Consider the following 23,448-nt stretch of genomic DNA (forward strand, 5'->3'; position numbering starts at 1 on the left):
ATGAACGTATATAACGCAATGAATACCGCAAAGTGGGCTCTTCTCACGAATCAGGCCGCCATTGAGGTGACTGGCCAGAACATAGCAAACGTTTCAAATCCCGATTACAACAAGCAGGACGTGATGCTTACAACGTCGACTCCGATAAATTACGGTAACGTAACGATCGGAACCGGCATAAGGCTCGATTCCGTAGTACGGCGGTTTGACAATCTGGTGTTCGAGCAGTCGCTTGAAGCAAATTATACCCTTGAAAACTGGAAGTCCCGCGTGAATGTCATGGATAGGCTTGATATTGTTTTCAATGAAGCGGACGTAGGGCTTGGTGGGATGTTGTCGGATGTTTTTCAGGGATTCTATAATCTCGCGATTAATCCCGAAGGGGCCGTGGAAAGAAGGGATGTAATAGAGCGGGCTTCAACGCTCAGTCAGAATGTGAGCAGAGTGGGGACCGAGCTTCTCCGCCTGCGGATGGATATTGACAGAAAACTGAAAACATCCATGCCGGAGGTGAACAGGATAACCGGCGAGATAGCGCGGTTGAATTCGCTTGTCCATGAAACAGAAATAGGAACGAACAAGGCAAACGATTACAGGGATTCCAGGGACGCGCTCCTGAAACAGCTTTCGGGATATATGGACGTCCACTATTTTGAACAGAACAACAACGAAATAGTGGTAATGCTCAACGACGGAAGGCCATTGGTCGTAGGCCAGAACAACTATCAGCTCTCGGCAAAAGCAAGCGCAAACGACGCCTCCGTAAGCGATATCATGTGGGAGGACGCATCGGGCAACCAGATAAATATTTCATCCGAATTCAACGCGGGGCAGTTCGGCGCCTGGCTCGGTATGCGCGATGGCGATATCCCGAATTTCCTCGAAAAACTTGATACGCTTGCCGCGACGGTTGTGAAGGAAGTCAACCGGTTGCACGAAGGGGGTTTCGGCCTCGACGGCTCTACCGGTAATACGTTTTTCAACAACCTCACGCCTGGGGGAAGAGCGGATGTCGCCAACCTGGGCGGGGCGATACTTACTTCCGGATCTGTAACAAACCCTGAAATAGTAAACCTTGACCATTTTGTGCTGACGTTTGATGGGGCGGGAAACTACTCCGTCTACAACTCTGACAAAGGTAGTTCTTCCGGCACATATTCCTTCAATTCCGGCGCCTCGCTTTCGTTTTTCCAGGAACGCGGAATATCGATAGCGATAAACGGTGGCCCGGCAGCCGGCGACAAGTTCTATATCAGCGGGGCGGACAGGGCGGCTTTCAACATGAGGATGAATCAGCAGATAGTGGATAATCCAAGCAAGATTGCGGCAGGTTCGTCGACAAATGTCGGTGACGGCATTCAGGCGCGGCGCATAGCCGATCTGCAGTACAAGAAAACAATTGGCGGGGCATGGTCTGCCGTCGGCGCTGCCAGCGGGACCTATTCGGCATCGGGCCTCTTTACTTTCGATGATTTTCTCGGTTCCGTTGTAGGCGAGGTAGGGGCGTTGGCGAAGAACGCGCACAGCAACCGCCAGGTTTCAGAATCAATATCCAATCAGGTCATGAATTTCCGGGAACAGATATCCGGGGTGTCCATCGATGAGGAAATGGTCAATCTTGTCAAATACCAGCACGCCTATGGAGCGGCGGCGAAGATGATAACGACAGTCGATGAACTGTTACAGACATTATTAAATATTGTGTAAAGGTAATTTTCAATTTGACCGATACAGACATACAGGGAATATGACATGTTTAGAATAACCAACCGAATGATGTACAACAACTCGCTATCGAACATGTTCCTGCACACGCAGGGGATGATGAAAGCAAGCGAGCAGCTGTCGAGCGGAAAGAGGGTGAACAGACCTTCAGACGACCCGACAGGGATAGGCGATATTCTGATGTATAAAACACGTCTCGCGAGGAACGAGAGATATGTGGATATGAGCCAGAAAGCCGAAAATTATCTCATCGTAAGCGAAGGGAAGGTGGCAACCGCCACGGATCTCGCGAACAGGGCAAAAGAGCTGGCAATGTCACAGCTAGGCGCCGCAACAAATGCCGATACCGGGAGAATTACCGCGCTGGAAATAGCCCAGCTTGCGGAAACCGCCCTTGGCCTGGGCAACAGTAAAGTCGGCGGCGATTACATATTCGGAGGGCGCAGGACAAACTTCCCGCCAATAGACGCCAACGGCGAGTACGCAGGGGACAGTAAAAATCTGGTCGCGGAAGTGAATGAAGACTACCGGATCGACATGTCGATCCTCGCTTCGGAATTCCTTACAACCGACATGAACCCGAAACTGGATGTGGCAACGCCGCTGTCGATACTTCGCGGCGGAATGGGAATCTCCACGGGGAATTTCACGATAACCGACAGAAGCGGTGTTTCTGGGAATGTACAGATAAATCCCGGAATGAACATCAGCAACCTTATCGCGGCGATAAACTCCAGCGGAGCGAATGTGACGGCATCCCTGGCTCCTGACGGTATGAGCCTGAGAATAATGGATAATACCCCCACCGCGTCGGTGTCCGGCCCGATGACGATATCGGATAACGCAGGGGGAGCTTCGGCAAGGGAGCTCGGTCTAGCAGGGAGCAGGAACCTTCAGTATGTTTTCAGCACCGACCTTAATCCCACGATTACAGCGGCGACCCGGCTGTCGGACCTGTTCGGCGGTAAGGGAATGATTCTTGCCGATATTGAGCTTCATAACGGCTCGGCTTCAGCAACGGTGTCGTTTGCCAGTGCGGTGACAATAGGGGATGTTCTTAATACGATAAACACGGCACCCATCAACGCGACCGCCTCCATAAATGCTTCAGGCACGAGCCTTTCGCTGGTTTCAGCCACATCCGCAACAGTGGCATTCGCGAAGGATATCGGAGGAAATACGGCGGAGTTGCTCGGTATCGGCGGGGGAAGAAACCTCATATCGACACTTAAAAATCTTGAACAGGCAATGTTGGCCAATGACAAAGCCGGCATTATGAATCTCATTGATAATCTTTCCAGCGCGGTTCTGAACACGTCTATGGTGAGAGGCGTGGTCGGTGCGAGGACAAACAGGCTTCAGCACAACGCTGATACGCTTCAGTCGAACGATGCCGATACCAAGACAATGCTCTCTTATTCGCAGGATGCGGATATGGCGGCGGCGGCGACGGAGTTCGCTCTGATGCAAACCGCTTATCAGGCCACTATCAAATCGTCTGCTTCAATAATCCAGCCGACGCTTCTGGATTTTATAAGATAACAGGGACGGTATATTTATACCTTGAAATAGGGAGAGTGAATGAATAGTCTTAAGTCAGAAACCGTAATTGAAGAAGTTGAAAGCTTAAATTGGGAGAAACCGAATGCTGGTACTCACCAGGAAAATGGGAGAGTCGATAAACATCGGCGACAATATAGTAATCCAGATAATGGAAGTAAACGGGCGAACAGTACGGATCGGAATAGAGGCGCCGAAATCAATGTCGATCCACAGGGAAGAGGTCTACAGGAAAATTCAGGAGGAAAACAGGCTGGCGTCGGCATGGCAGGCAACAAACCTGGAAACGCTGGGAAGCTTGATGAAAAATCTTCCGGGGAAGAAAAAATGAAAATATTAACGGCACGATTCGGAGAAATAGATATTGATCCGGCCAAAATAATCACTTTCAACGACGGTGTGATAGGTTTTCCGGAAATTAAAAGATACATAATCCTTCCGTTCATGGAGGGTACCGAATTCGAACTCCTTCAGGCTGTCGATTTCCCAAATCTAGGATTTGTCATGATCAACCCGTTCCTCTTCTGCGAGGACTACGCGTTCGATATCACCGACGGAGAACAGGAGATGCTCAAGGCGAAATCGATCGAAGATGTGACGGTGAAGGTGATCGTTACCATTCCGCCGGATCCGAAGGATATGACGGCGAATATGCAGGCTCCGGTCGTTATCAACGAATCAAGGCTTCTGGCAAAGCAGGTTATCCTTCAGGACAGCCAATGGGATACCAAGATGCTTGTCTTTAAAAATATCATCTCCTGAAAAGAAGGGGCCTTCGCCCGCTCAGTCTGGCGGAGGTTGTTGTGCCAAGAGGATTTGAAGGGTCTTAGATTACCCTTTTGGGATCGATGAAATAATATCCTGCGTGACTTACCCCTTCCAGCTCCTTGCAGGTTATCTCGCTTGATGCAGGTTCGTCTGTCGCGCAGGGGGCGGCTGAATCTGATGGGATTATGATCAAATCCATTTCGGACCAGTAGCTGGTCATCGCTACACCCCCTTGTTTGAGTAATTCTTCCGTATTTGCTATCTCCGGCATCCCCGGTCGGAGTTTTCGTCCATAACTGGTAACAGCGAAAGAGGCCATTTTGGAGCCTGCGAAAGGGCTTCCAAGGGATATAACTCTAATGGTTTTGCTACCAAATCCATTTTTCAATTTTGCGGCGGCCCAAAAGGATATCAGCCCGCCAAGGCTTTGACCGAGCAGGATTACGTTTTTGCAATTCAAGCGGTTAACTTTTTCAGCGAGCTTGTTCGACCAGTCATCCAGGGAGCCGCCAAAGATCCTGTAGCTGAATGTTGCCACTCTCCCTTTCCCTAAAATCCGCTCAAGACGCCATTTGAACAGGAACCAGTGGCAGGATGTGGCAAGGTATCCATTTACAAGTATGACAACGGTACCGTCATTTACGCCAGACTCAGGCTCCGTTTTGCCTATACCGAGAAGCCTCCACACCATACAGGGAGGGATTATGAAGATAAAAGCAAGGTAGTAGGCGATGTAGGAGAGTGCGCCAGTGAAATACCAGTAGAGGTTTATCAACCTGAATCTTTTTCCCGTTCCATCCAACAAGTTGAATATCGTGGATATAGCCAAGGTCAACATATAGAAGATAGCCGGAGGGAGGATAAAAAAAAGTGAGAGCAAAAAAAACACTACCATGGGAGGAAAAATATCATATCTGAAGCATTATGGTAAGAGGTATTTTTCGGAGAGAGATCGTATCGTAGACGCTGATAGCTCGATGAAATCCATTTGATGTATAAAAGTGAGTCGCTTTCTGTGGCGGGGTAGCCAGAATAAACCCGTTTATTATGCTGGAATAAAAAGATAAAGAAGTATAAGCCCGGCGACCATTAACCCCAATCCGGCAACTCTCAATGTTGAAGGCTCCAGATCGACAATAAAGCGCGCCATATTTTTCATCCCATCAGGATTGAGGAAATAAGGTAGCCCCTCAAATATCAATACCAGGCCGATTGCGGCAAAAAAAAGTTTCATATGCCTCGTAACAAAAAATGTGATATAAAAGTAACATAAACGGAAACAGCCGGAAACAGCATGTAACGCATATAATATACCAAAATCATAATGTTAATAGTTGTTTGATGAGGCGTTGAAATGAAGCATAAGTTTTCGATTTTGATACTTGATGATGAAGCGGAAATAGTAAGGATCCTTGAGAAGGCGCTTGAAACCGAATATAACGTAATTGGGGAGACGGAAGTTGAGCCTGCAAGGAAATATCTTGCTGCGAACAGAGTGGACGTTCTGGTGCTTGATTACCGCTTGAAGAATGAGAATGGGCTGGATCTGCTGGCCGAGTTCAAGCAATCCTATCCGGAGATGGAAGTTATTATGATTACCGGGTATGGCGATATCGAGATGGCCGTCCTGGCGGTAAAGTCCGGCGCTTTCCATTTCCTTTCAAAACCGTTTAAAAATGACGTTCTGAAAAATCTTATAAAAAAGGCTCTTACAAAAAAAGAGTTTGAGATGATGATGCAGAACATCAAGGGGGAAGCCGAAGCGAAATACAAGATAAGCAATATCCCCGGTTCAGGACTGCGCATAAAGAGCGTAAGAGAGCTGGTGAAGAAGGCTCAGGAAGTGGAAAGCAACGTTCTGATACTCGGCGAGAACGGTACCGGAAAGGAGTTTTTCGCGCGCGTAATTCACACCGGCAGCAGGAGGATGGAGTACCCGTTCCTTGCTTTTAATTGTAGCACCTTGGGCGCGGACGATATCAAGGTGGAGCTTTTTGGATTGGTTGGGAGCGAAACCGCGGGGACGAAGACTCGAAGGACCGGGATTTTCGAAGCGGTTGGCGACGGGACCATTTTTCTTTCGGACATTTTTGCACTGCCGTATGAAATAAAAGAGATGGTTGAGGACGTGATAAAAACCGGCGAGTTCCTTCCGGTTGGTGGAGTAGCGCCACAGGACAATATCGTTTTTTCAGGCCGAATCATCGGTGGGGCATCCGGTTTGGATGATTCCCATGCCGATGACGTGAACGGTTCCGGAAGTCTGTACAGGCAATTATCGGAATTTCCGATAATAGTTCCGCCTCTCAGAGAGAGGGGTGGGGATATAAAGGAGATTGCCGAATATTTCCTCCGCAGGAACGGCGAAAGGCTTGGGAAAAATTTTTCCGGTTTTTCAACAGACGCGATGAATATGATCTGCGCCTACTCATGGCCCGGCAACCTCCGGCATCTTGAAAATATCATTGAAAGGGTTTCAATTCTTGAAGATGGAAATGAGATTACCACCAAGTATCTCCCTTCCGAGATAGTCGAAAGCTACACTGCATCGGGAGTCCCCGACAAGATCTCAAACTACAGGCAGTTCATGAAGGTCAGCAACGATATCTCCTCAATGAAATACATGAAAAATGTATTGAAGGAAACAGGCGGCAACGTCACAAAGGCCGCTTCCATTGCCGGCATGAAAAGGGAATCGTTTCATAGGCTCCTTAAAAAGCACAAGATAAGTTCAAAAACACTTCAATAGGCGGTTGAACAGCCGTATCCGGGTGTATAATCCATTACCTGCAAATTATTTAAGGTAGAAAATTGGATTTAAAGGAAACCGGCCAATCTGTTCACAGACACCCTTGGGAGTTGTCAAGGGCCGAGGTTTCTCTTGAAATCCTTTCGCGATATCTCCCGGCTTCGGCAGACTTTCTTGATATAGGCGCGGGAGACCTCTATTTTTCCAGACTTCTCGCCAGTCGTTTTTCCGGGAAGGTTCTTGCGGTAGACACGGGATATACCGGCGAGGAGCAGGCGGCTGAGCGTATCGCACTGGCGGCCGGTTTTAATGATGTGGAAAAAGGGAGCGTTGACTGTCTTATCCTCATGGACGTGCTGGAGCATGTAGAGGATACCACCCCTTTCCTGGAGGGTGCGTTTTCAAAAGTAAGAGAAGGGGGCATTGTTTTCATTACCGTCCCTGCATTCCAGTTTCTCTTTTCGGAGCACGACAGGTTTCTGAACCATTTTCGGCGGTACACTCTTCATTCCCTGAGAGAGGAAATTAAAAGGGTGACCGCCAGTGTTGAGACAGCGGAGAGCTGCTATTTCTACTTTTCCCTGTTCGTTTTCAGGTCTCTTGGAGTTATGCTACACAGGATGTTAAAGTTGAACAAACAGGAGAACAGGGGTGCAGGGGATTGGCGATACAGTGAAAAGCATCCCGTTACGATGATCATCAGATTTATCCTTAATATCGATTTTCGTCTTGCGAGGATCATGGGCAGGCTCGGCGTAAAAATTCCGGGACTCTCCTTGTGTATGGTATGCAGGAAAAAGTCTGTTTAATAATCCCGTGCTATAACGAGGCCGAGAGGCTCGATATCTCACTCTTCAACACGTTTTCTGAAAACCTTTACTGCCTTTTCGTAAATGACGGTTCAACCGACGATACCGAAGAGCTCATAAGGAACAATTTATCAAACAATATTTTCCTGCTGAGTCTTGAGGAAAATTTTGGCAAGGCAGAAGCCGTCAGGCGGGGGATGATGCACGCCATGAGCCTCCCCTTTGCTGAGGATATAGACTGGATAGGGTACTGGGATGCCGACCTCGCAACGCCGCTCTCGGAAGTGCCGATGTTTATCCGGTACGCTAAAAATTATGAAACGAAGATAGATGCCATTTGGGGGAGCAGGATATACAGGCTCGGAAGCGATATAAAGCGCTCATTTCGCCGCCATATTCTAGGAAGACTGTTTACCACCGCGATAGCCATCCTCTTGAAGGTAAAGAGCTACGATTCACAGTGCGGCGCGAAACTCTTCAGGCCGGATATCGTAGATATTGCTTTCAGGGAGCCGTTTATCTCCAGATGGATATTTGACGTTGAACTGCTTAAAAGATTGCCCGGTCACGCGGTGATCGAATATCCGCTTGGTGCATGGAGCGATGTAGGCGGGAGCAAGATGAATTTGGTCAGGGAGATACCAAGTATTGCGATTGATATTCTCCGAATCAGATTGAAATACTGAAAAGCCTTCGCAATTCCCTTTTCAGGAAAGAAGCCTGGTGATATCGCTGTAAAAGGCGTACAGGAAAAGTAGCGCCATCATGGCGAGGCCGGTTCTATGAAACATTTCCATTGCGCTCTCGTTCACCGGGCTACCCTTGATGCTTTCTATGAACAGAAGAAGGAGTTCCCCGCCATCAAGCACCGGTATCGGTAAGAGATTGAATACGGCGAGGTTCAGGGAGAGCATCGCCGCAAAGGCAAATAGCGGCACCAGGCCGGCATCGGCCTGATCTCCAGCGGCCATAAGAATGAAAATAGGGCCGGCTATACTTTCGGAAGAGACCTGGTTCGAAAACATCTTAAACAGCATATGGATTATGAGACGGCAGTTGTTAAGCGTCTTTTCCGTTCCATAGTAGAGAGATTCGAAAAGACCCATTTTTTCACCCGACATACGGAATGTAATCCCTATTCTCCCGACGATCTTTTCCTCGCCAGTTTGATCTACTATCTTTACGGCATCGGGTATGACGGTCGTTGAAAATACTTTTCCACCATCTTTTTCTATATCCAGGCGAAGCGGGGCCCCAGGTGAGTCAGCGAGAAGCGCGGCAAGCTCGTTCTGGCTCTCAATTTTCTTTCCTGATGTTCCGACAATTTTATCGCCCGCAATCAATCCACCTCTCTCTGCAGGGGAGCCGGAAGTTACAGCTTGCACGATGTTCGTAGGGATTTGTCCCCCGATGGAAAAGAGCGTGGAGAATATGATGACTGCCAGCACAAAATTTGCCAGCGGCCCTGCAAAAGCTACGAGGGCTCTCTTCCAGACAGGTTTGCGGTTCAAAGACATTTCGCTTCCGTCATTTAGTATTGCTACATATCCGCCAAGCGGTATGAGCGACAGCCTGTATTCAGTGCCGAAAAATTTCCTTTTCCACAATGCCCGCCCGAAACCAATGGAAAATATTTCCACCCGTGCTCCGGTCGCTACCGCCATAAGGAAGTGCCCCACCTCATGTACAAATACAAGCAGGCTCAGGGTAAGCAGAGCAAGGATTATATTAGTTGCCAAGATATATTTCCTCTAATTAATTTGTTCTTGGATTACTCACTTGCCATAAAACGTGTGATGTCGTTATAGAACGCGAATGCCATCAAGGTTATCAAAAGGAATATCCCTACCTGCTGGGCGATCTCTCTCCCCTTCAGGCTCACCGGCCCCCCTTTTATCGCCTCAATAGCAAAAAACATTATGTGTCCGCCGTCAAGGATCGGTACAGGGAGAAGGTTAAGGAAACCGAGGTTCACCGAAAGGACACCCATGAACATCAACAGTGGGATCAATCCTGCCTGAGCTTGGTCGCCTGCGATCTTGAAGATCATCAGCGGCCCGCCGATTGTATTCGCGGGGACGATCTGTTGCACCATTTTTACAATTACCATACCGGTCAGGTAAATTATCTCTATCATCTTCTTAGTGCCAAGATATGCGGCGGTGAAGGGGTCGTATCTTTTGAATACAGTGTCGGGGCTTATCCCTATGCGCCCAACGCGAATATCCTCACCAAAAATGGTCTTGGACGACTGCGCTTCGGGCGTGATGGAAACGTATCTAATAGAGCCGGTTTCCGGCTGAATAGTCAGTTCAAGCTGTTTGTCCGGCGCTTGACCGATGACCTCCGAGAGTTCGGACCATGAGGATATTTCCTTGCCGTCGATTTCGACAATCCTGTCGCCGGAGATGATCCCGACGCCATGTGCAGGCGATCCTGCCACGACAGTCTTGATCTTAGTATCAGGCACATCTATGCCGATCATGTAAACAAGCATGAATACCAGCGCCGCGAAAATAAGATTCGCAAGAGGCCCGGCAAAAACAATAAGGAACCTTCGCCACACAGCCTTGCTATTGAAGGAAATTTCCGGATTTTCCGGAACGGGGGCGTCTTCCCCTTCCTCGTCGCCGACCATCTTTACGTATCCGCCGAACGGTATCCATGCAACGATGAACTCTGTTTCGCCGATTTTCTTCTGCCACATCGGTCGTCCAAAGCCGATTGAAAATTTCTCGACGCCGACCCCCATTTTTCTGGCCATCCAGAAGTGTCCCCATTCGTGGACTATTATCAGTATTCCAAGGACAAAAATTGCGGACACGACGTATAGCAGCATTTGAATATTACTCCAGTTTTAGGTTCGGCAGTCTTACAGCTTCGACACCCTTTGGTGTTTTAAAGTTAAAGCTGTCATCGTTCATATCTCCATTTATGGCGATATCGAAAAACTCGATATCGGTTCTGTTATCGGCCCAATCAATAATTGAAATAGAGCGGATTCTCCAGTTTTTTGAATCTACGCCAATGAGTATCCGCGTAACGGAAATGGATTCCTTTTTCGGTATTAACTCAAGCCTTATTTCCTTTGATATTCTATCTTTATTTTCCCCGGTAGCCAACCTTATCGTGAAAATTTCTTTCAACGCGTATTCCCCAGCCAGAAACAGAGCGGGGGAGCTGGTGTTGATCACGTTCCCGATCTTCTCGACCAGCACCTGATTCTCCTCCGGGATATAAAGATAAATGTTTTTCCCGTTTGACACGATTATCTGCTCATCCGGTGGATCGTATGTCCACCGCATCATGAGACGCTTTTTCATCTTGACCTTGCCGGTTGATTTCTCGGAATCTTCCATACCTGCGTCATGGAAAGTTTGCCTGAATTTCGCGCTCATGGTTCGCATGGAGGCGAATTCTTTTTCGACGTTTTCAATTATCTCCTTCTCCGAAAATGCGTGGGTCAGGGAAGGGGTTAAGATCATTAAAAAGATCATTGCCGTTCTCATGCGGGCAGCTCCTTCCCAAGCCTGAAAAAGGGGTAGAGGATGATCCCGGCCAGAAAACCCCCCACATGGCTTCCCCAGGCTATCTGGTCGGCGTTTCCTATCGACATGATCTGTACCAAAAACCAGGTGGTGATCAGGAGCCAGGCCGGTAAGGGAAATATTTTTACAATGATAAAAAACCAAAAGAGTGTATGAACCTTTGCGCGCGGAAACGCTATCAGGTATGCGGCTAGAATGCCGGATACCGCACCGCTCGCGCCGACCAACGGCAGATCTGAATTTGTAAACTGGTAAATGTGGGCAAATACCGCCGCTATTCCGCAAAGGATATAAAAAAGCATGAATTGGAAATGGCCAAAAATGTCTTCAATATTGTTTCCGAATATCCAGAGGAACAGCATGTTGCCCGCGATATGCATCAGCCCCCCATGCAGGAACATGGAGGTTATTATGGTTATCCCGATCGGGTATGGAATAGTTGGCTCAACGTCCCGCATATTGAGGATCTCCAGCGGGGTAACGCCGTACTGGAACAAATAGAGATTGAAATGTCCTGAGGTGGCCTGAGCAAAAAAGATCCCGGCATTCGCTACTATCAACGCCATGGTAATGTAGGATATGTTTTTAGTGGGATTTGTATCGTAAAGAGGTATCATTCCCCGACCTCTCTAAGATTGAATCCGTTTCTCAACAGCATGGCGGCGGTTACACCGATTTTGGGAGAAAGGCCGCATGACGGACTTTTCGATTTAAGGAATATAATTTCCGGAGAAACAATATTTCCAAGCGCGGCAGTTTTTTCAGCCCCTTTTATCATCTGTTCCGTTCTGTCTGTCCCGTCCGAGTCCATAATGCGAGCGCGATTATCAATTACATCATTGCCGTCGCCATCGATTATCTGCACACGCTTGCGGGGAATTCCCATCTCGCCGAATATTTCGGGACAAAAAGGGATAACCAGACCCTTCGTAAACAGGGTAGAGAGATCGGCATCCTCTCTTGATGTGCCGTCATACCGGCAATTGACTCCGGCAAGGCAGGCGGAGGCCATATATTTAATCTTTCCTTCCATCGCTGTTATGTACCGTCACCACTCCATTTTTTATGGTTATTCTTTTTTCAAGAAGCGCGGAGATTACTTTGGGATAAATGAGATGCTCCTGTTCGAGGATCCTTTCCGAAAGTGCCTGCACGGAATCGTTCTGGTTCACCTTTACCTTTGCCTGCATGATAATCGGCCCGGTATCCACGCCGCTGTCGACAAAGTGAACTGTGCATCCCGATTCTTCCACCCCCGCGTCAAGCGCCTGCCTTTGGGCCTCCAGCCCCGGAAATGAAGGGAGTAACGAGGGGTGGATGTTGATGATCCTGTTTGGAAATGCCGCTACGACATTTTCACCCAGTATTCTCATGAATCCGGCGAGGCATATATATTCTACCCCCCTGCTTGCCAGTTCGCTCTTTATCCCCTCTCCGTAGGCTATGCGGCCCTTATGTTTTTTGGGGTCAAGGAAAACCGTTTCGATCCCATGTTCAGCGGCGATGGTCAGTGCTTTGGCGTCCAGGTTATCGCTAAGCACTACTCTTGGAAAGTAAGGGACGATATTTTTTGTAACAGCTTCCAGGAGAGCTTGGAGGTTGCTTCCTCGGCCCGAGGCCAGAACAGCGTACTCCGGGATCAATTTCGGGGGCATAGTGGATTTAAAGAGTTTCCCGTATTTTTTTAAGCATTGCGATGTTTTCGGTATGACCAGTCAGCCTGGCTGATATCTTGCCGATAAGCGGTCTACCCAGAAGGTACATATCGCCAAGTATGTCGAGTATCTTGTGCCGCGCGAACTCATCCTCAAAGCGCAGGGTGGTATTCACTATTTTTTCATCATCTACCAGGATGACGTTCGTGAGCTTCCCCCCTTCCGCGAGTCCGGCCTCTTCGAAATTTTTAATGTCGGAAACAAATCCGAATGTTCTCGCGGGCGCGATCTCTGTCTTGAAAAATTCAAGGCCATTCATTTTAAAAACCGCGTCCATCTTGCCTACCGGTTGCGGGTAGTCCATGTGATAGTGGATCTCGAGCTTGTCGGACGGTTCTATCGTGAGGGATTTTGTACGGTTATCGCCTTCACCTATCGTGATTGGAGCGGTTATGATTATCGGCTCGATCTCGTCGTCCTGTTCCACAACGCCCGCATGCTCGATCAGCTTGCAAAACGCCGCCGCGGAACCATCCATGATCGGCACCTCATCGTTTACTTTTAACAGTGCGTTGGTGATGCCGTAAATATGGAGCGTTGCCATTATGTGCTCGATTGTTTTCACGCTAGTGCCACCGAACTTTATTGATGTCGCATATCCTGTAGTATCCACATGGTCGACAAGCGCGGCAACCTGCCTGCCGGATGATATATCCCCGAATATGATACCGCTCCTGGGAGGGAGTGGAGAGATTATCAGTCCGGTTTTTGTTCCCGAATGGAGGCCCAGGCCGGTAAGGACGACACTCTGGCCGATGGTCTTCTGCAGGTATGTTCTCCCTTTCTTCTTCATTCTCTTTTTTGTGGTATTTTCTCTCTTGGTGAGGAACCTTTCCGTGGACGAATTGCTCTTCTTCTTGAGCGAATAGTCAAATGCGATGTCGGATTGTTCGATAAGGTGGGCAGGGCAAGACATCAGCGTGTTCTCAATGACGCTTTGCAGCTCTTTTACGTTACCGGGCCATGGGTAAGAGATCATCCTGTCCATTGCCTTTTCGGAAACGTCGACGTCGGGTTTACCGAAATCCTCAGAAGCGTGGCCGACAAAATAAATTATCAATTCGGATATGTCCTCTTCACGTTCCCTTAGCGCGGGGAGGCGCAGCTCGTGTTTTTTAAAAAAAACCTTAAGGCTGGCATCCATATTCTTGATTTTCCTGTTCGCCGAGGTTTGGAGAGACGCGATAAAACGAACCGTCTTTTTCCTTTTTCCGTTTTGAAGTTTAATAAGCGCCGCGATTCTCTTCTGGATTTTTGTGTCAAACAGGTTCGGGTTTGCCATGAATACCGTTCCGGTAATTTTGCTGAACTTCGAGTTCTTCGCTGAAAGGTCCTCATTTAGCGGTCCGAATAGTTTTTCAAAGGCTGAAGTTGTCAGGTCTATTGAATCCACGGTGATGAACGGTTCGTCCTGGAGCTTTGAGTTTTGGTGGATATAGGAAGCGGTGTATTGCTTCCCTGTGCCGTCTTCGCCGATTATTAAAACAGGGTCGAAGGTTTTTGAAGCCTTGGTAGCCTGTTTTAATACTTCTCTCATCGCGGCAGATTTGGCCACATAACGGTACTCCCCCTTTTTTCCTATTACTGCATTTTTACTCTTTTTTCCGCTCCTCTTCTGTTTCAGCACCGAGTGGATAGTCTCAAGAACCGTATCGAGTGAAAGCGGTTTTTCAATGAAGTTGTGTGCCCCAAGCTTCGTCGCCCTTACCGCTGTGTCTATCGAACCATGTCCCGAGATCATTATCACGTCGACATCCATTTTCCGTTTGCGTATTTCGCGAAGTGTCTGCAATCCGTCTTTACGTCCGGGGAGCCAAATGTCCAGAAGCACGAGGTCGAAGGCTTTTTCCTTGAGTATTTCGAGAGCCTTGTCGCCGCTTTGGGTGATATCTACTTCGTAACCTTCGTCGGTAAGGATGCCGTTGAGGGATTCTGTTATATTTTCCTCGTCATCAACTACCAGGATGCTGCCTTTTTTGTTCATTTACCTAATAATACATCTTTTTTTTCTTGTACGACAGACGGTGATTCTCCCGGTATTTTACCGGGGAAAATTCTCCGGCGGCTTTATCCCCTGCCACCCGATCCCTTCCAGCGTCGACATGAAGGCGGTCAGATCAGCTATTTCGTTTTTGCTGAGATTAAGAGGGAATATTTTTTCGCTCAGGTACGGATTCCCTTCCCCCCCCTTATTGTAGAATTCCATAACCTCTTGTAGGGTCTCTACGCTTCCATCGTGCATGTACGGCGCGGTTTTGGTTATTTCGCGCAGGGTAGGGGTCTTGAATGCACCCTTGTCTTTCTCCACTCCGGTTACAAGGTATCTCCCCAGGTCGGGATTGGAATCCGCCATCCCGACCCCGATGTTATGAAACTTTTCATCTGTAAAATTCGGCCCCGAATGGCAGATGGCGCACATGCCCTTTCCCGTAAAAAGGCGCATCCCCCGCTCTTCGCTATCAGAAAGAACTTTTTCATTTCCCGGCGCATACTGGTCGTACCTTGAGTTGCCGGAGAGGACCGTCCTTTCAAACGCGGCGATCGCTCGCGCAAGATCGTCCATATTTACGTCGCGATCGAATACTTTTCGGAACATCTCACGGTAACCTTCGATTGAGGCGATTCTCGCTACTGCTTCGTCGGCATTTTTCAGCCCATGTTCTATTGGGTTCGTAAGCGGCCCTTTCGCCTGCTCTTCAAGTGATCCGGCACGTCCGTCCCAGAATTGAAGGGTGCTGAAAACACGGTTGATAACAGTGGGCGCGCTCCTGTTCCCCTGTTCACCACCTATCCCGGTGGAAACAGCGGCGCCATCCGTAAAGGCGTTATCGGGATTATGGCATGTCGCGCAAGCAACAGTGCCATCCCCGGAAAGTCTTTCATCGAAAAAAAGGAGATATCCGAGCTTTACCTTTTCAAGGGTCATCGGGTTATCTGGCGGGACGATGTATTTTTCAATTTCAAGGCCAAGAGGCAGCTGAAGCTCCGGCTCCTTTGCAGATTTGATGAACGCTACGATGCCAAGGATTAAAAAAATCAGAAATGCAGAAATTACAGGCAATTTTGATTCCCTGCTGTCGTTCTCTGTTTTGTTGGTCATGGTTTCTTTTTCGCTCGAAGTTGGAAATGTTGTTAAAAAATAGTTGCGGTATCGGCCTGTTTATTGGGTACGATTCAATTGTGACGTAGAGTCCATCCGCTTTCAAGCTGGAACTGGTAAAAAAGGTTTTGCGTTTTGGGCGATGAAGATATATCATGGAATACCTTAGGAAAATAGTAGAGATTAGATTTTATTTGAAAGGCGCTCGGCATGGCATCAGAGGAAAAACCGAAAGTTTCAGAACTCGTTGAAAATCGTGAGTATAAATACGGTTTTGTCACCGACGTCGAATCGAATGCTCTCCCGAAAGGGCTTGAAGAGTGGACTGTAAACGAGATATCCAAACTCAAGGAAGAGCCGGAATTCATGCGCGAGTTCCGGCTTCAGGCGCTGAAGAAATGGAAGGAGATGTCCCCTCCCGACTGGGCGAACCTCAAATTTCCCCCGCTCGATTTCCAGGACATGTCTTACTACTCCGCGCCAAAGGTAAAGAAAAAATATGAATCGATCGACGACGTTCCAAAGGAGATACTCGCAACCTATGAAAAGCTAGGCATCCCGCTGACGGAGCAGAAGAGGCTGGCAGGGGTGGCGGTTGACGCGGTTTTCGACTCCGTAAGCGTAGCGACGACACATCAGAAAAAACTGGCAGAGCAGGGGATAATATTCTGTTCCATCTCGGAGGCGGTCGAGAAGCATCCGGAGCTTATAAAGAAATATCTGGGAACAGTGGTTCCCGTGAGCGACAATTTTTACGCCGCGCTCAACAGCGCGGTCTTTTCGGACGGCTCGTTCGTATATATTCCCCCAAACACAAGGTGCCCGATGGAGCTTTCGACCTACTTCAGAATAAACACGGAAGGGACGGGGCAGTTTGAAAGGACTCTGATAATCGCCGACAAGGGGAGTTACGTTTCATATATAGAAGGTTGCACGGCTCCCCAGTACGACACCAATCAGCTTCACGCGGCGATAGTAGAGCTGGTAGCTCTTGACGATGCCGAGATAAAATATTCAACAGTGCAGAACTGGTACGCAGGCGATCCGGTGACCGGCAAGGGGGGGATTTTCAATTTCGTCGTGAAGCGCGGGAAATGCCAGGGGAAGAACTCAAAGATATCCTGGACGCAGATAGAGACAGGTTCCGCGATAACATGGAAATATCCAAGCACTATCCTTCTCGGCGACAACTCGACCGGCGAATTTTACTCCGTTGCCCTCACTACAGGCCATCAGCAGGCCGATACAGGGACGAAGATGATACATGTGGGGAAGAACACCCGCTCCGTCATAATTTCGAAAGGTATCTCCGCCGACAAGGCGTCGAATACATACAGAGGTCTTGTACGCGTATCCCCCACGGCGAAGGGGGCGAGGAATTACACGCAGTGCGATTCGATGCTGGTCGGCCACGAATGCAGCGCGCATACCTTCCCCTATATAGACGCGGCGGAGAGTTCGGCGCAGCTGGAACATGAGGCCTCCACTTCAAAGATAAGCGAGGAACAGCTTTTCTATTTCCAGCAGCGGGGTATCAAGAAGGAAGACGCGATCAATTCGATAATAAACGGTTTTTGTAAAGATGTTTTTAAACAGTTGCCGATGGAGTTCGCCGTGGAAGCGACAAAACTTCTTGGCATGAAACTGGAAAATTCGGTAGGCTGACGCCGCCAAAAAAAAGAGTGAAAGGGCAGGATGCTTGAGATAAAGGATTTAAAGGCTGGATTCAAAGGGGGGGAGATTCTGAAAGGTGTCTCCCTGAAAGTGAACAAAGGTGAAGTGCACTCCATAATGGGGCCGAACGGTTCCGGTAAAAGCACATTGTCGAAGGTGCTTGTGGGGCACCCCTCATATTCGGTCAGTTCCGGGAGTGTAACGCTGGACGGAAAAGATCTCCTCGATATGGACCCGGAGGATCGCGCCACTGCTGGACTCTTTCTTGCCTACCAGTATCCCGTGGAAGTGCCGGGGGTAAACAATGTCGAATTCCTTAGAATGGCATACAACGCGAAGCTGAAAAGCGCGGGGAAAGAGGAGATCGATCCGCTTGATTTCGAGGAGATCATAGATTCGAAAATGAAAATGCTCGGGATGGACTCGCGGTTCAAGGAGCGCGCGGTAAACGAGGGCTTTTCAGGCGGCGAGAAAAAGAAGAACGAAATACTGCAGATGGCGGTGCTCGATCCCGTCGTCTCCGTGCTTGACGAGATAGATTCCGGCCTCGACATAGACGCGCTTAAAACCGTGGCGGAGGGTGTGAACAGGCTGAGGAGCGGGAACAACGCGATAATCGTCATTACCCACTTTCCGAGGATACTTGAGTATATAAAGCCGGACCACGTTCATGTTTTCAGTGCGGGTAGGATCGTGAAATCGGGCGATTCTAAGCTGGCGCATGAGCTGGAGGTCAGCGGATACGACGGATACATAAACGGCGGGGCCGGGAAATAGAAATGTCAACAACGCTAGCCGACAAGGCCGGGAAAGTATTCAAATCTGTTGAAGGTGATTTCGAAGCCTTCGCGAAAAGCGGAGCGCGCTCCCCTGTATTTTCCGGTCTGAACGCAAAGGCGATGGAGAGGCTCAGACTTCTTGGCATGTACAAAAAAAGCGACGAGCTCTTTACATATGTAAGCGAACACAAACTTTTAAAGGAAGAGTTCGGCTCTTTCGAGCCTGCTGTAAAACCGCTCGAAAAGGGGAGCGAAAAAGCGGATATATATAAAGGATGCGAGGAGAGCGTCGTTGTCTTCGTGAACGGCCGTTTTGAAAGATCGCTTTCAAATCTTTCCGGATTGCAGGGCGCGGTGGTGGCGGAGCTTGAATATGCCGCCGATGAAGAGGAGTCCGGGATCGCGGAAGAGATGGCCGTTTCGCTTGACGCGGAGCCGGACAGGTATGCCGCGCTGAACGGCGCGTTTGTCGCCAGCGGTGTTTCGATAGATGTAACCGCAGGTGCCGTGATCGAGAATTACATTCAGGTGCTCCATATCACCACATCCGCCAAGTCGCCGGTGATGGTGACTCCGCGTATCTTTATACGCCTCCGCCCCGGTGCGTCCGCCCGCGTGGTGCAGAAATATATCGGAAGCGGAGAGAATATTTTTGTAAATTCCGTTGTCGATGCAGTTCTGGAGAACGGCGCTACCCTTGGGTTATGCGTTCTCCAGTCGGACGGTGTTTCCGGCGCCTCACGCCGGTTTTTCAACTTTGCAAAGTACAGGCTTCGCCTTGAAGGGCTGGCAAACTTCAGCGGGATATTCGCGCAGTCCGGCTCCGATATTTCCAGGAACCACATTGAAGCGCATCTCACAGGCGAAGGGGCCGAGCTCGATATTTCCGGGGTTGCCGTAACGGAAGGGGACGACGAGGCCCACAGCTACGTGCGCGTCCATCATGAAGCCCCGAAATGCCGTTCGAACCAGGTATTTAAAAACATAATGAAGGACAGGAGCAAGACATCCGTCGATACAACAGTCGTAGTGCACAAGAGGGCGCAGTTGACAGAGTCCCACCAGATAGTGAACAACCTTCTCCTTTCCGAGAGCGCGAGGATGGGGGGGAAGCCGACGCTGATGATCTACGCCGATGATGTAAAGTGCGATCATGGCTCAACCGTCGGGCAGATAGACGAGGACCAGGTGTTCTATCTCAAAACGCGGGGGATAAGAGAGGATGAGGCGAGGACCCTGCTCACCTCAGGTTTTGCGAACGCCGTTCTGGAAAAGATAAAATTTGCTCCGATGAAGGATGACGCTACGCGCGTACTCCTTTCAAAACTGAAGGGGTAGCCGTGGCGAATTACGATATTGAAAGGATAAGGGGGGATTTTCCCGTACTCTCTACCAAGGTAAGGGGGAAACCTCTTGTCTATCTTGATAACGGCGCGACGACACAGAAGCCGAAAGCGGTTATCGACGCGATATACAAATTTGAAAGCGAGGAGTACGCCACCGTACGCAGGGGGTCATACACACTCGGAGAAGCGGCCACGACCCGGTACGAAGAGGCCAGGGGGAAGGTGGCAAAATTCCTTAACGCCGAAAGTCATAAGGAGATAATCTTTACATCCGGCGCAACGCAGGGGATAAATCTTGTCGCTCATTCGTTCGGCAAAAGATTCGTAAACAAGGGTGACGAGATAATCATCTCCCATATGGAGCATCACGCCAACATAGTTCCGTGGCAGATGCTCTGCGAAGAGCGCGGAGCAGTACTCAAGGTCATTCCGATGAATGATGAAGGGGAGCTCCTGATGGAAGAGTACAGGAAACTCCTTACCGAAAGAACGAAGATGGTAGCGGTAACTCACATCTCAAATGTCCTCGGCACGGTTAATCCGGTAAAGGAGATAACGGAGCTCGCTCATTCAGCGGGGGCGAAAGTCCTCATTGACGGCGCGCAGTCAGCGCCGCATATGAAGGTTGATGTAAGAGATATAGGTTGTGATTTTTATGTCATCGCCGGACACAAAATGTACGCCCCTTCGGGAGTAGGCGCGCTTTACGGAAAATACAGCCTGCTTGAAGAGATGCCTCCGTATGTTACCGGTGGTGACATGATAGTTACTGTCGGCCTTGGAAAGTCGACCTTCGCCAAACCGCCGTCACGCTTCGAGGCGGGGACTCCGCCGATATCGCAGGTGATAGGCCTCGGGGCGGCAATCGATTATCTTGAAGCTATAGGATTTGAAAATATAGAGAGGCACGAGCATGAACTGCTCGAGCACGGAATGAAACTCTTCGACGGCATTGAAGGGCTTCGGGTGACTGGAACCAGCAAACATAAGGCGGCGATAATCTCGTTCCATCTTGAAAGTGCGCATCCGCACGATGTGGTTACGATGCTCGATCAGGACGGCCTCTGTCTCCGCGGCGGGCACCACTGCGCCCAGCCGACCATGGAGAGGTTCGGCGTGCCGGCGACCACCAGGGCTTCAATGGGCGTCTACAACAGAAAGGAAGAGCTTGATCTCCTTGCAGAGAGCATACGCAAAGTCATCAAGATGTTCTCGTAACCGGCATATCTTGCGCTGTCAGGAGATAAGGCTGTCCACCTGGGCCAACCTCTTTGCTTCATAGTCTATAACGACCTTCTCGTACTCTTCATTCATTAAGGGGCTGGAGATGACGAAATCGGCGGTCGACCTGTCGCAGGCGAGTATGACGTTGTGAACTGTGGCGATCCTCTGGAGAGCGTAGATGTCCGGCTCGTGGGGATGCGACATCAGCGGGTCCCACAGAAAGATGACGACATCTATCTCATGCTCAGAGACTTTTGCCCCTATCTGCTGATCCCCCCCCAGCGGACCGCTTTTAAACAGCTTGATCTTCAGGCCGAGTTCCCTGGAAAGTATTGTGCCGGTAGTTCCGGTGGCGAAAAGCTCATGTTTTTCAAGAGAGCCTTTGTTGTAGGTGGCCCACTCAAGCATATCTTTTTTTCTCGTGTCATGGGCAACCAGCGCGATACGTTTCCTCGGCGGCAGTTTGAATTTTCTATAAAGAACTTCACTCATTGGATTTGATCCCTTTCCTAGAATATGTTTTTCTTGTTTCGTATGTTATCACCGGAAAAGGTATTCCGGAAATATTACATTACCATGGCAATCTTATGTTGTTGAACCATTTGCGAAGGCATCTCTCCTCTTAATAAAGGATATAAAGCCCAGCCGTGCAGACGAATGCCGTTTATTTGCGGGCGTTCTTTTCGAGGTATAGATATATCAGGTTCGCGTCGGTATCGTTGATAGGTTCCATCCCCTTGTGCGCCATACGCTTTTGCATTTTATTGATAACCAGTTTCCACTGTTTCGCGTTCAGCATTTCGGGGTCCGGTATCTGGTGGCAGTTGTCGGCGCAGATGAATTTATAGAGTTTTTTTCCTTCTTCGATCTCATCCGCGGCCGCGGGGAACGGCAAGGCAAATAAAAGGGAGAGCGCGAGTAGAACAACTTTCATTGCAATCCTCCGAGAATTTCCAGAAGTTTTGTTTTCTTGTACTCCTCGTTCATCAGCACCGTCCCGCCGGAATCAATGACAATGGTCGTTCCCATCGTGGCCTTGAAGGAAGTGAGTATTTTCTGCTGGGTGTCGGCAAGCACGGTAAACGGCGCGTTGCCGTATCCGTTTGATACCTGTGAGGCGCGGCAGTTTTCAACCGAGTCGTTTACGTAATCGACAAGATAGAATTTGATGTCTGGGGAAAAATCGGGAATAACATAGCTCTGCATATTCTCCTGGTGGCTGTCACAGTAGGGGCACCACATAGTGAAATAGAAAACGATCCCTTTCGAGCCGGTAAGGGCGGAGGATAGAGTAACTTCGTTTCCGAGCGAATCGGATACGGTGAAATCGGGGGCCAGTTGCCCCACACCGAAACCTTCTGTCCCTATCTCGATGCTTGCGCGTTTGTCCTCGCCCGAAGGGGAGAGGTCATCGATGATATTTCCGCAACTTGCAATGGAGAGTAGAAAAATATACGAAATCGATCTAGCGAAAGACATACGAAGCCCCTAGCGTAATGATACCTGTCGTAGGGAAGTTTTCTCCCCATCCGTCACTGTTGATGGATTTGTTCCAGGCGATCTTGTAGATCTTGTCCTTGTCCATAGTTGCGTATGCCAGCGTGACAGAGGCCGACCTCTTTTTAAAACCGGTGGCGGGGTCTTCACTGCCATCTATCGTGCCGCTCGCTTCATCAAGATATGAGTAGGCAGCGGTTGCCGTAATGGTATTCATCATCGGAAGGTTATAGGTGTATCCAGCCGATATGGTGGCGAGCCTTCTGTCCCCAAGCGTCTTGTGATACGGTTTTATATAGTTTCCGTATTCGCGGTTTACAGCCCGTTCAAAATGCGTTCCATAGGATAAGAGCAATCCCGCCGTCCAGGGGTAGATGGTCTTTTCCATGTTTACCGTTCCGTCAAGCCGGTAGAAGCCCCTCCCTGTCACGTCGAAGCTGTTGCCGATATCATCATAAGGGGAGAGGCCGGTCGGAACCGTGAGCGTCAATCCGAAGTATGCCGCAGGTTTCAGGTCTTCGAGGCTCCTCACTTTCCATATGCACATAACATTGTCGAAAGCTTCGTACCAGAAACTGAATGCCGCGTCGCCAAGACCGTCCGTGCTTGATCTTATGCCGGTGTAGTTGTTCCTGTTCCAGACGTAAGGGAGGATAGCGCTCCCCTGCCATCGGGAACCGAAGCGGCGGGCGTAGCCTGAGTTGAGCCGGTACTGCATAAGATCGGAGCCTTCGGGGTTCGGAATATACTCTCCCCCCTGATCCCAGAAGCCGTCGTACGTTTCGATGTCGAACGAGATATCGATCATCGAGTCTGAAAACTTCGGCAGTACAAGCGAGGATGCAGAACCCCCTCCGCAACATGACGCGCCTATCGCATCCGTCGCCGGAAAAAGGAGGACGGCCCCCATAAGGAGGGCCGTCCAGAAATTATGCAAAGTTTTTTTATGCACTT

General features: G+C 49.3%; 25 protein-coding genes. 11 read left to right on the top strand and 14 right to left on the bottom strand.

Annotated features, from left to right (window positions below; genetic code table 11):
• The 4 genes from flgK to fliW all read left to right on the top strand — a co-directional run bounded on the left by flgK (window position 1) and on the right by fliW (window position 4,047).
• A complete protein-coding gene (gene flgK, locus OEY64_05370; GenBank protein ID MDH5542375.1) occupies window positions 1-1,707 on the top strand; it encodes a flagellar hook-associated protein FlgK in 1,707 nt (568 codons plus the stop codon).
• A 45-nt stretch (window positions 1,708-1,752) separates the two neighbouring features.
• Window positions 1,753-3,267, top strand: a complete 1,515-nt coding sequence (flgL, locus tag OEY64_05375) for a flagellar hook-associated protein FlgL (GenBank protein MDH5542376.1) — start codon at window positions 1,753-1,755, stop codon at window positions 3,265-3,267.
• A 103-nt stretch (window positions 3,268-3,370) separates the two neighbouring features.
• Window positions 3,371-3,616, top strand: coding sequence for a carbon storage regulator CsrA (csrA, locus tag OEY64_05380; GenBank protein MDH5542377.1), 246 nt, complete (start codon window positions 3,371-3,373; stop codon window positions 3,614-3,616).
• Window positions 3,613-4,047 (top strand): flagellar assembly protein FliW, encoded by a 435-nt coding sequence (fliW, locus tag OEY64_05385; protein ID MDH5542378.1) that lies wholly within the window; start codon window positions 3,613-3,615, stop codon window positions 4,045-4,047. Before csrA ends, fliW begins: the two co-directional genes overlap by 4 nt.
• Before the next feature lie 64 nt (window positions 4,048-4,111).
• Here the strand turns inward: fliW and OEY64_05390 are convergent, their stop codons facing one another.
• Both OEY64_05390 and OEY64_05395 read right to left on the bottom strand, forming a co-directional pair.
• Window positions 4,112-4,933, bottom strand: a complete 822-nt coding sequence (locus OEY64_05390) for an alpha/beta hydrolase (GenBank protein MDH5542379.1) — start codon at window positions 4,931-4,933, stop codon at window positions 4,112-4,114.
• A 165-nt stretch (window positions 4,934-5,098) separates the two neighbouring features.
• Window positions 5,099-5,287, bottom strand: a complete 189-nt coding sequence (locus OEY64_05395; protein ID MDH5542380.1) for a DUF2065 domain-containing protein — start codon at window positions 5,285-5,287, stop codon at window positions 5,099-5,101.
• 120 nt (window positions 5,288-5,407) lie between these two features.
• Here OEY64_05395 and OEY64_05400 point away from each other — a divergent pair, with 120 nt between their 5' ends.
• The 3 genes from OEY64_05400 (at window position 5,408) to OEY64_05410 (ending at window position 8,297) form a co-directional block, all read left to right on the top strand.
• Entirely contained in the window at window positions 5,408-6,802 is a 1,395-nt protein-coding gene (locus OEY64_05400) for a sigma-54 dependent transcriptional regulator (GenBank protein ID MDH5542381.1), read from the top strand.
• Between the two features lie 62 nt (window positions 6,803-6,864).
• Window positions 6,865-7,611 (top strand): class I SAM-dependent methyltransferase, encoded by a 747-nt coding sequence (locus OEY64_05405; GenBank protein ID MDH5542382.1) that lies wholly within the window; start codon window positions 6,865-6,867, stop codon window positions 7,609-7,611.
• The gene (locus OEY64_05410) at window positions 7,590-8,297 is read left to right on the top strand and encodes a glycosyltransferase (GenBank protein ID MDH5542383.1); all 708 of its coding nucleotides are present in this window, start codon (window positions 7,590-7,592) and stop codon (window positions 8,295-8,297) included. The genes OEY64_05405 and OEY64_05410 overlap by 22 nt, the downstream gene beginning before the upstream one ends.
• Window positions 8,298-8,318: 21 nt before the next feature.
• Here the strand turns inward: OEY64_05410 and rseP (OEY64_05415) are convergent, their stop codons facing one another.
• From rseP (OEY64_05415) to OEY64_05450, 8 genes are read right to left on the bottom strand one after another with little or no spacing between them, the layout of a single operon-like run.
• Window positions 8,319-9,350: an RIP metalloprotease RseP gene (gene rseP, locus OEY64_05415; protein ID MDH5542384.1), complete on the bottom strand. Its 1,032-nt coding sequence runs from the start codon at window positions 9,348-9,350 to the stop codon at window positions 8,319-8,321.
• 32 nt (window positions 9,351-9,382) lie between these two features.
• A complete protein-coding gene (gene rseP, locus OEY64_05420) occupies window positions 9,383-10,450 on the bottom strand; it encodes an RIP metalloprotease RseP (protein MDH5542385.1) in 1,068 nt (355 codons plus the stop codon).
• A 7-nt stretch (window positions 10,451-10,457) separates the two neighbouring features.
• Window positions 10,458-11,120 (bottom strand): outer membrane lipoprotein carrier protein LolA, encoded by a 663-nt coding sequence (locus OEY64_05425; GenBank protein MDH5542386.1) that lies wholly within the window; start codon window positions 11,118-11,120, stop codon window positions 10,458-10,460.
• Window positions 11,117-11,776 (bottom strand): rhomboid family intramembrane serine protease, encoded by a 660-nt coding sequence (locus OEY64_05430; protein MDH5542387.1) that lies wholly within the window; start codon window positions 11,774-11,776, stop codon window positions 11,117-11,119. The genes OEY64_05425 and OEY64_05430 overlap by 4 nt, the downstream gene beginning before the upstream one ends.
• The gene (locus OEY64_05435; protein MDH5542388.1) at window positions 11,773-12,192 is read right to left on the bottom strand and encodes a DUF523 domain-containing protein; all 420 of its coding nucleotides are present in this window, start codon (window positions 12,190-12,192) and stop codon (window positions 11,773-11,775) included. Before OEY64_05435 ends, OEY64_05430 begins: the two co-directional genes overlap by 4 nt.
• The gene (gene purN / locus OEY64_05440; GenBank protein MDH5542389.1) at window positions 12,176-12,814 is read right to left on the bottom strand and encodes a phosphoribosylglycinamide formyltransferase; all 639 of its coding nucleotides are present in this window, start codon (window positions 12,812-12,814) and stop codon (window positions 12,176-12,178) included. Before purN ends, OEY64_05435 begins: the two co-directional genes overlap by 17 nt.
• A gap of 7 nt (window positions 12,815-12,821) precedes the next feature.
• Window positions 12,822-14,858, bottom strand: coding sequence for a UDP-3-O-acyl-N-acetylglucosamine deacetylase (gene lpxC, locus OEY64_05445; protein MDH5542390.1), 2,037 nt, complete (start codon window positions 14,856-14,858; stop codon window positions 12,822-12,824).
• Between the two features lie 57 nt (window positions 14,859-14,915).
• Window positions 14,916-15,974 carry a c-type cytochrome gene (locus OEY64_05450; GenBank protein MDH5542391.1) on the bottom strand — a complete coding sequence of 353 codons (1,059 nt, stop codon included), beginning with the start codon at window positions 15,972-15,974 and terminating at the stop codon, window positions 14,916-14,918.
• Window positions 15,975-16,184: 210 nt separating this feature from the next.
• Between OEY64_05450 and sufB the strand changes: the two genes are divergently transcribed.
• From sufB to OEY64_05470, 4 genes are read left to right on the top strand one after another with little or no spacing between them, the layout of a single operon-like run.
• A complete protein-coding gene (gene sufB / locus OEY64_05455; protein ID MDH5542392.1) occupies window positions 16,185-17,639 on the top strand; it encodes a Fe-S cluster assembly protein SufB in 1,455 nt (484 codons plus the stop codon).
• A gap of 30 nt (window positions 17,640-17,669) precedes the next feature.
• Window positions 17,670-18,425, top strand: a complete 756-nt coding sequence (gene sufC / locus OEY64_05460) for a Fe-S cluster assembly ATPase SufC (protein ID MDH5542393.1) — start codon at window positions 17,670-17,672, stop codon at window positions 18,423-18,425.
• Between the two features lie 2 nt (window positions 18,426-18,427).
• Window positions 18,428-19,765, top strand: a complete 1,338-nt coding sequence (sufD, locus tag OEY64_05465) for a Fe-S cluster assembly protein SufD (GenBank protein ID MDH5542394.1) — start codon at window positions 18,428-18,430, stop codon at window positions 19,763-19,765.
• Window positions 19,766-19,767: 2 nt separating this feature from the next.
• Entirely contained in the window at window positions 19,768-20,991 is a 1,224-nt protein-coding gene (locus OEY64_05470; protein ID MDH5542395.1) for a cysteine desulfurase, read from the top strand.
• Window positions 20,992-21,009: 18 nt separating this feature from the next.
• Here the strand turns inward: OEY64_05470 and OEY64_05475 are convergent, their stop codons facing one another.
• The 4 genes from OEY64_05475 to OEY64_05490 all read right to left on the bottom strand — a co-directional run bounded on the left by OEY64_05475 (window position 21,010) and on the right by OEY64_05490 (window position 23,446).
• Window positions 21,010-21,489, bottom strand: coding sequence for a methylglyoxal synthase (locus tag OEY64_05475; protein ID MDH5542396.1), 480 nt, complete (start codon window positions 21,487-21,489; stop codon window positions 21,010-21,012).
• Window positions 21,490-21,661: 172 nt separating this feature from the next.
• Window positions 21,662-21,931 carry a hypothetical protein gene (locus tag OEY64_05480; protein MDH5542397.1) on the bottom strand — a complete coding sequence of 90 codons (270 nt, stop codon included), beginning with the start codon at window positions 21,929-21,931 and terminating at the stop codon, window positions 21,662-21,664.
• A complete protein-coding gene (locus tag OEY64_05485; protein ID MDH5542398.1) occupies window positions 21,928-22,476 on the bottom strand; it encodes a peroxiredoxin family protein in 549 nt (182 codons plus the stop codon). Before OEY64_05485 ends, OEY64_05480 begins: the two co-directional genes overlap by 4 nt.
• The gene (locus OEY64_05490; protein MDH5542399.1) at window positions 22,463-23,446 is read right to left on the bottom strand and encodes a hypothetical protein; all 984 of its coding nucleotides are present in this window, start codon (window positions 23,444-23,446) and stop codon (window positions 22,463-22,465) included. The genes OEY64_05485 and OEY64_05490 overlap by 14 nt, the downstream gene beginning before the upstream one ends.
• Window positions 23,447-23,448 lie beyond the last annotated feature (2 nt).

Source organism: Nitrospinota bacterium (genome assembly GCA_029881495.1).
Classification (GTDB): domain Bacteria; phylum Nitrospinota_A; class UBA7883; order JACRGQ01; family JACRGQ01; genus JAOUMJ01.

Excerpts from the sequence above, each read along its gene's own strand:
- fliW (MDH5542378.1), top strand. The coding sequence starts at position 3,613 with ATGAAAATATTAACGGCACGATTCGGAGAAATAGATATTGATCCGGCC.
- purN (MDH5542389.1), bottom strand. The coding sequence starts at position 12,814 with ATGCCCCCGAAATTGATCCCGGAGTACGCTGTTCTGGCCTCGGGCCGA.
- rseP (MDH5542385.1), bottom strand. The coding sequence starts at position 10,450 with ATGCTGCTATACGTCGTGTCCGCAATTTTTGTCCTTGGAATACTGATA.
- OEY64_05480 (MDH5542397.1), bottom strand. The coding sequence starts at position 21,931 with ATGAAAGTTGTTCTACTCGCGCTCTCCCTTTTATTTGCCTTGCCGTTC.
- sufD (MDH5542394.1), top strand. The coding sequence starts at position 18,428 with ATGTCAACAACGCTAGCCGACAAGGCCGGGAAAGTATTCAAATCTGTT.
- sufC (MDH5542393.1), top strand. The coding sequence starts at position 17,670 with ATGCTTGAGATAAAGGATTTAAAGGCTGGATTCAAAGGGGGGGAGATT.
- OEY64_05425 (MDH5542386.1), bottom strand. The coding sequence starts at position 11,120 with ATGAGAACGGCAATGATCTTTTTAATGATCTTAACCCCTTCCCTGACC.
- flgL (MDH5542376.1), top strand. The coding sequence starts at position 1,753 with ATGTTTAGAATAACCAACCGAATGATGTACAACAACTCGCTATCGAAC.
- OEY64_05400 (MDH5542381.1), top strand. The coding sequence starts at position 5,408 with ATGAAGCATAAGTTTTCGATTTTGATACTTGATGATGAAGCGGAAATA.
- sufB (MDH5542392.1), top strand. The coding sequence starts at position 16,185 with ATGGCATCAGAGGAAAAACCGAAAGTTTCAGAACTCGTTGAAAATCGT.
- flgK (MDH5542375.1), top strand. The coding sequence starts at position 1 with ATGAACGTATATAACGCAATGAATACCGCAAAGTGGGCTCTTCTCACG.
- OEY64_05430 (MDH5542387.1), bottom strand. The coding sequence starts at position 11,776 with ATGATACCTCTTTACGATACAAATCCCACTAAAAACATATCCTACATT.
- lpxC (MDH5542390.1), bottom strand. The coding sequence starts at position 14,858 with ATGAACAAAAAAGGCAGCATCCTGGTAGTTGATGACGAGGAAAATATA.
- OEY64_05485 (MDH5542398.1), bottom strand. The coding sequence starts at position 22,476 with ATGTCTTTCGCTAGATCGATTTCGTATATTTTTCTACTCTCCATTGCA.
- OEY64_05450 (MDH5542391.1), bottom strand. The coding sequence starts at position 15,974 with ATGACCAACAAAACAGAGAACGACAGCAGGGAATCAAAATTGCCTGTA.
- OEY64_05435 (MDH5542388.1), bottom strand. The coding sequence starts at position 12,192 with ATGGAAGGAAAGATTAAATATATGGCCTCCGCCTGCCTTGCCGGAGTC.
- OEY64_05475 (MDH5542396.1), bottom strand. The coding sequence starts at position 21,489 with ATGAGTGAAGTTCTTTATAGAAAATTCAAACTGCCGCCGAGGAAACGT.
- OEY64_05410 (MDH5542383.1), top strand. The coding sequence starts at position 7,590 with ATGCAGGAAAAAGTCTGTTTAATAATCCCGTGCTATAACGAGGCCGAG.
- OEY64_05395 (MDH5542380.1), bottom strand. The coding sequence starts at position 5,287 with ATGAAACTTTTTTTTGCCGCAATCGGCCTGGTATTGATATTTGAGGGG.
- csrA (MDH5542377.1), top strand. The coding sequence starts at position 3,371 with ATGCTGGTACTCACCAGGAAAATGGGAGAGTCGATAAACATCGGCGAC.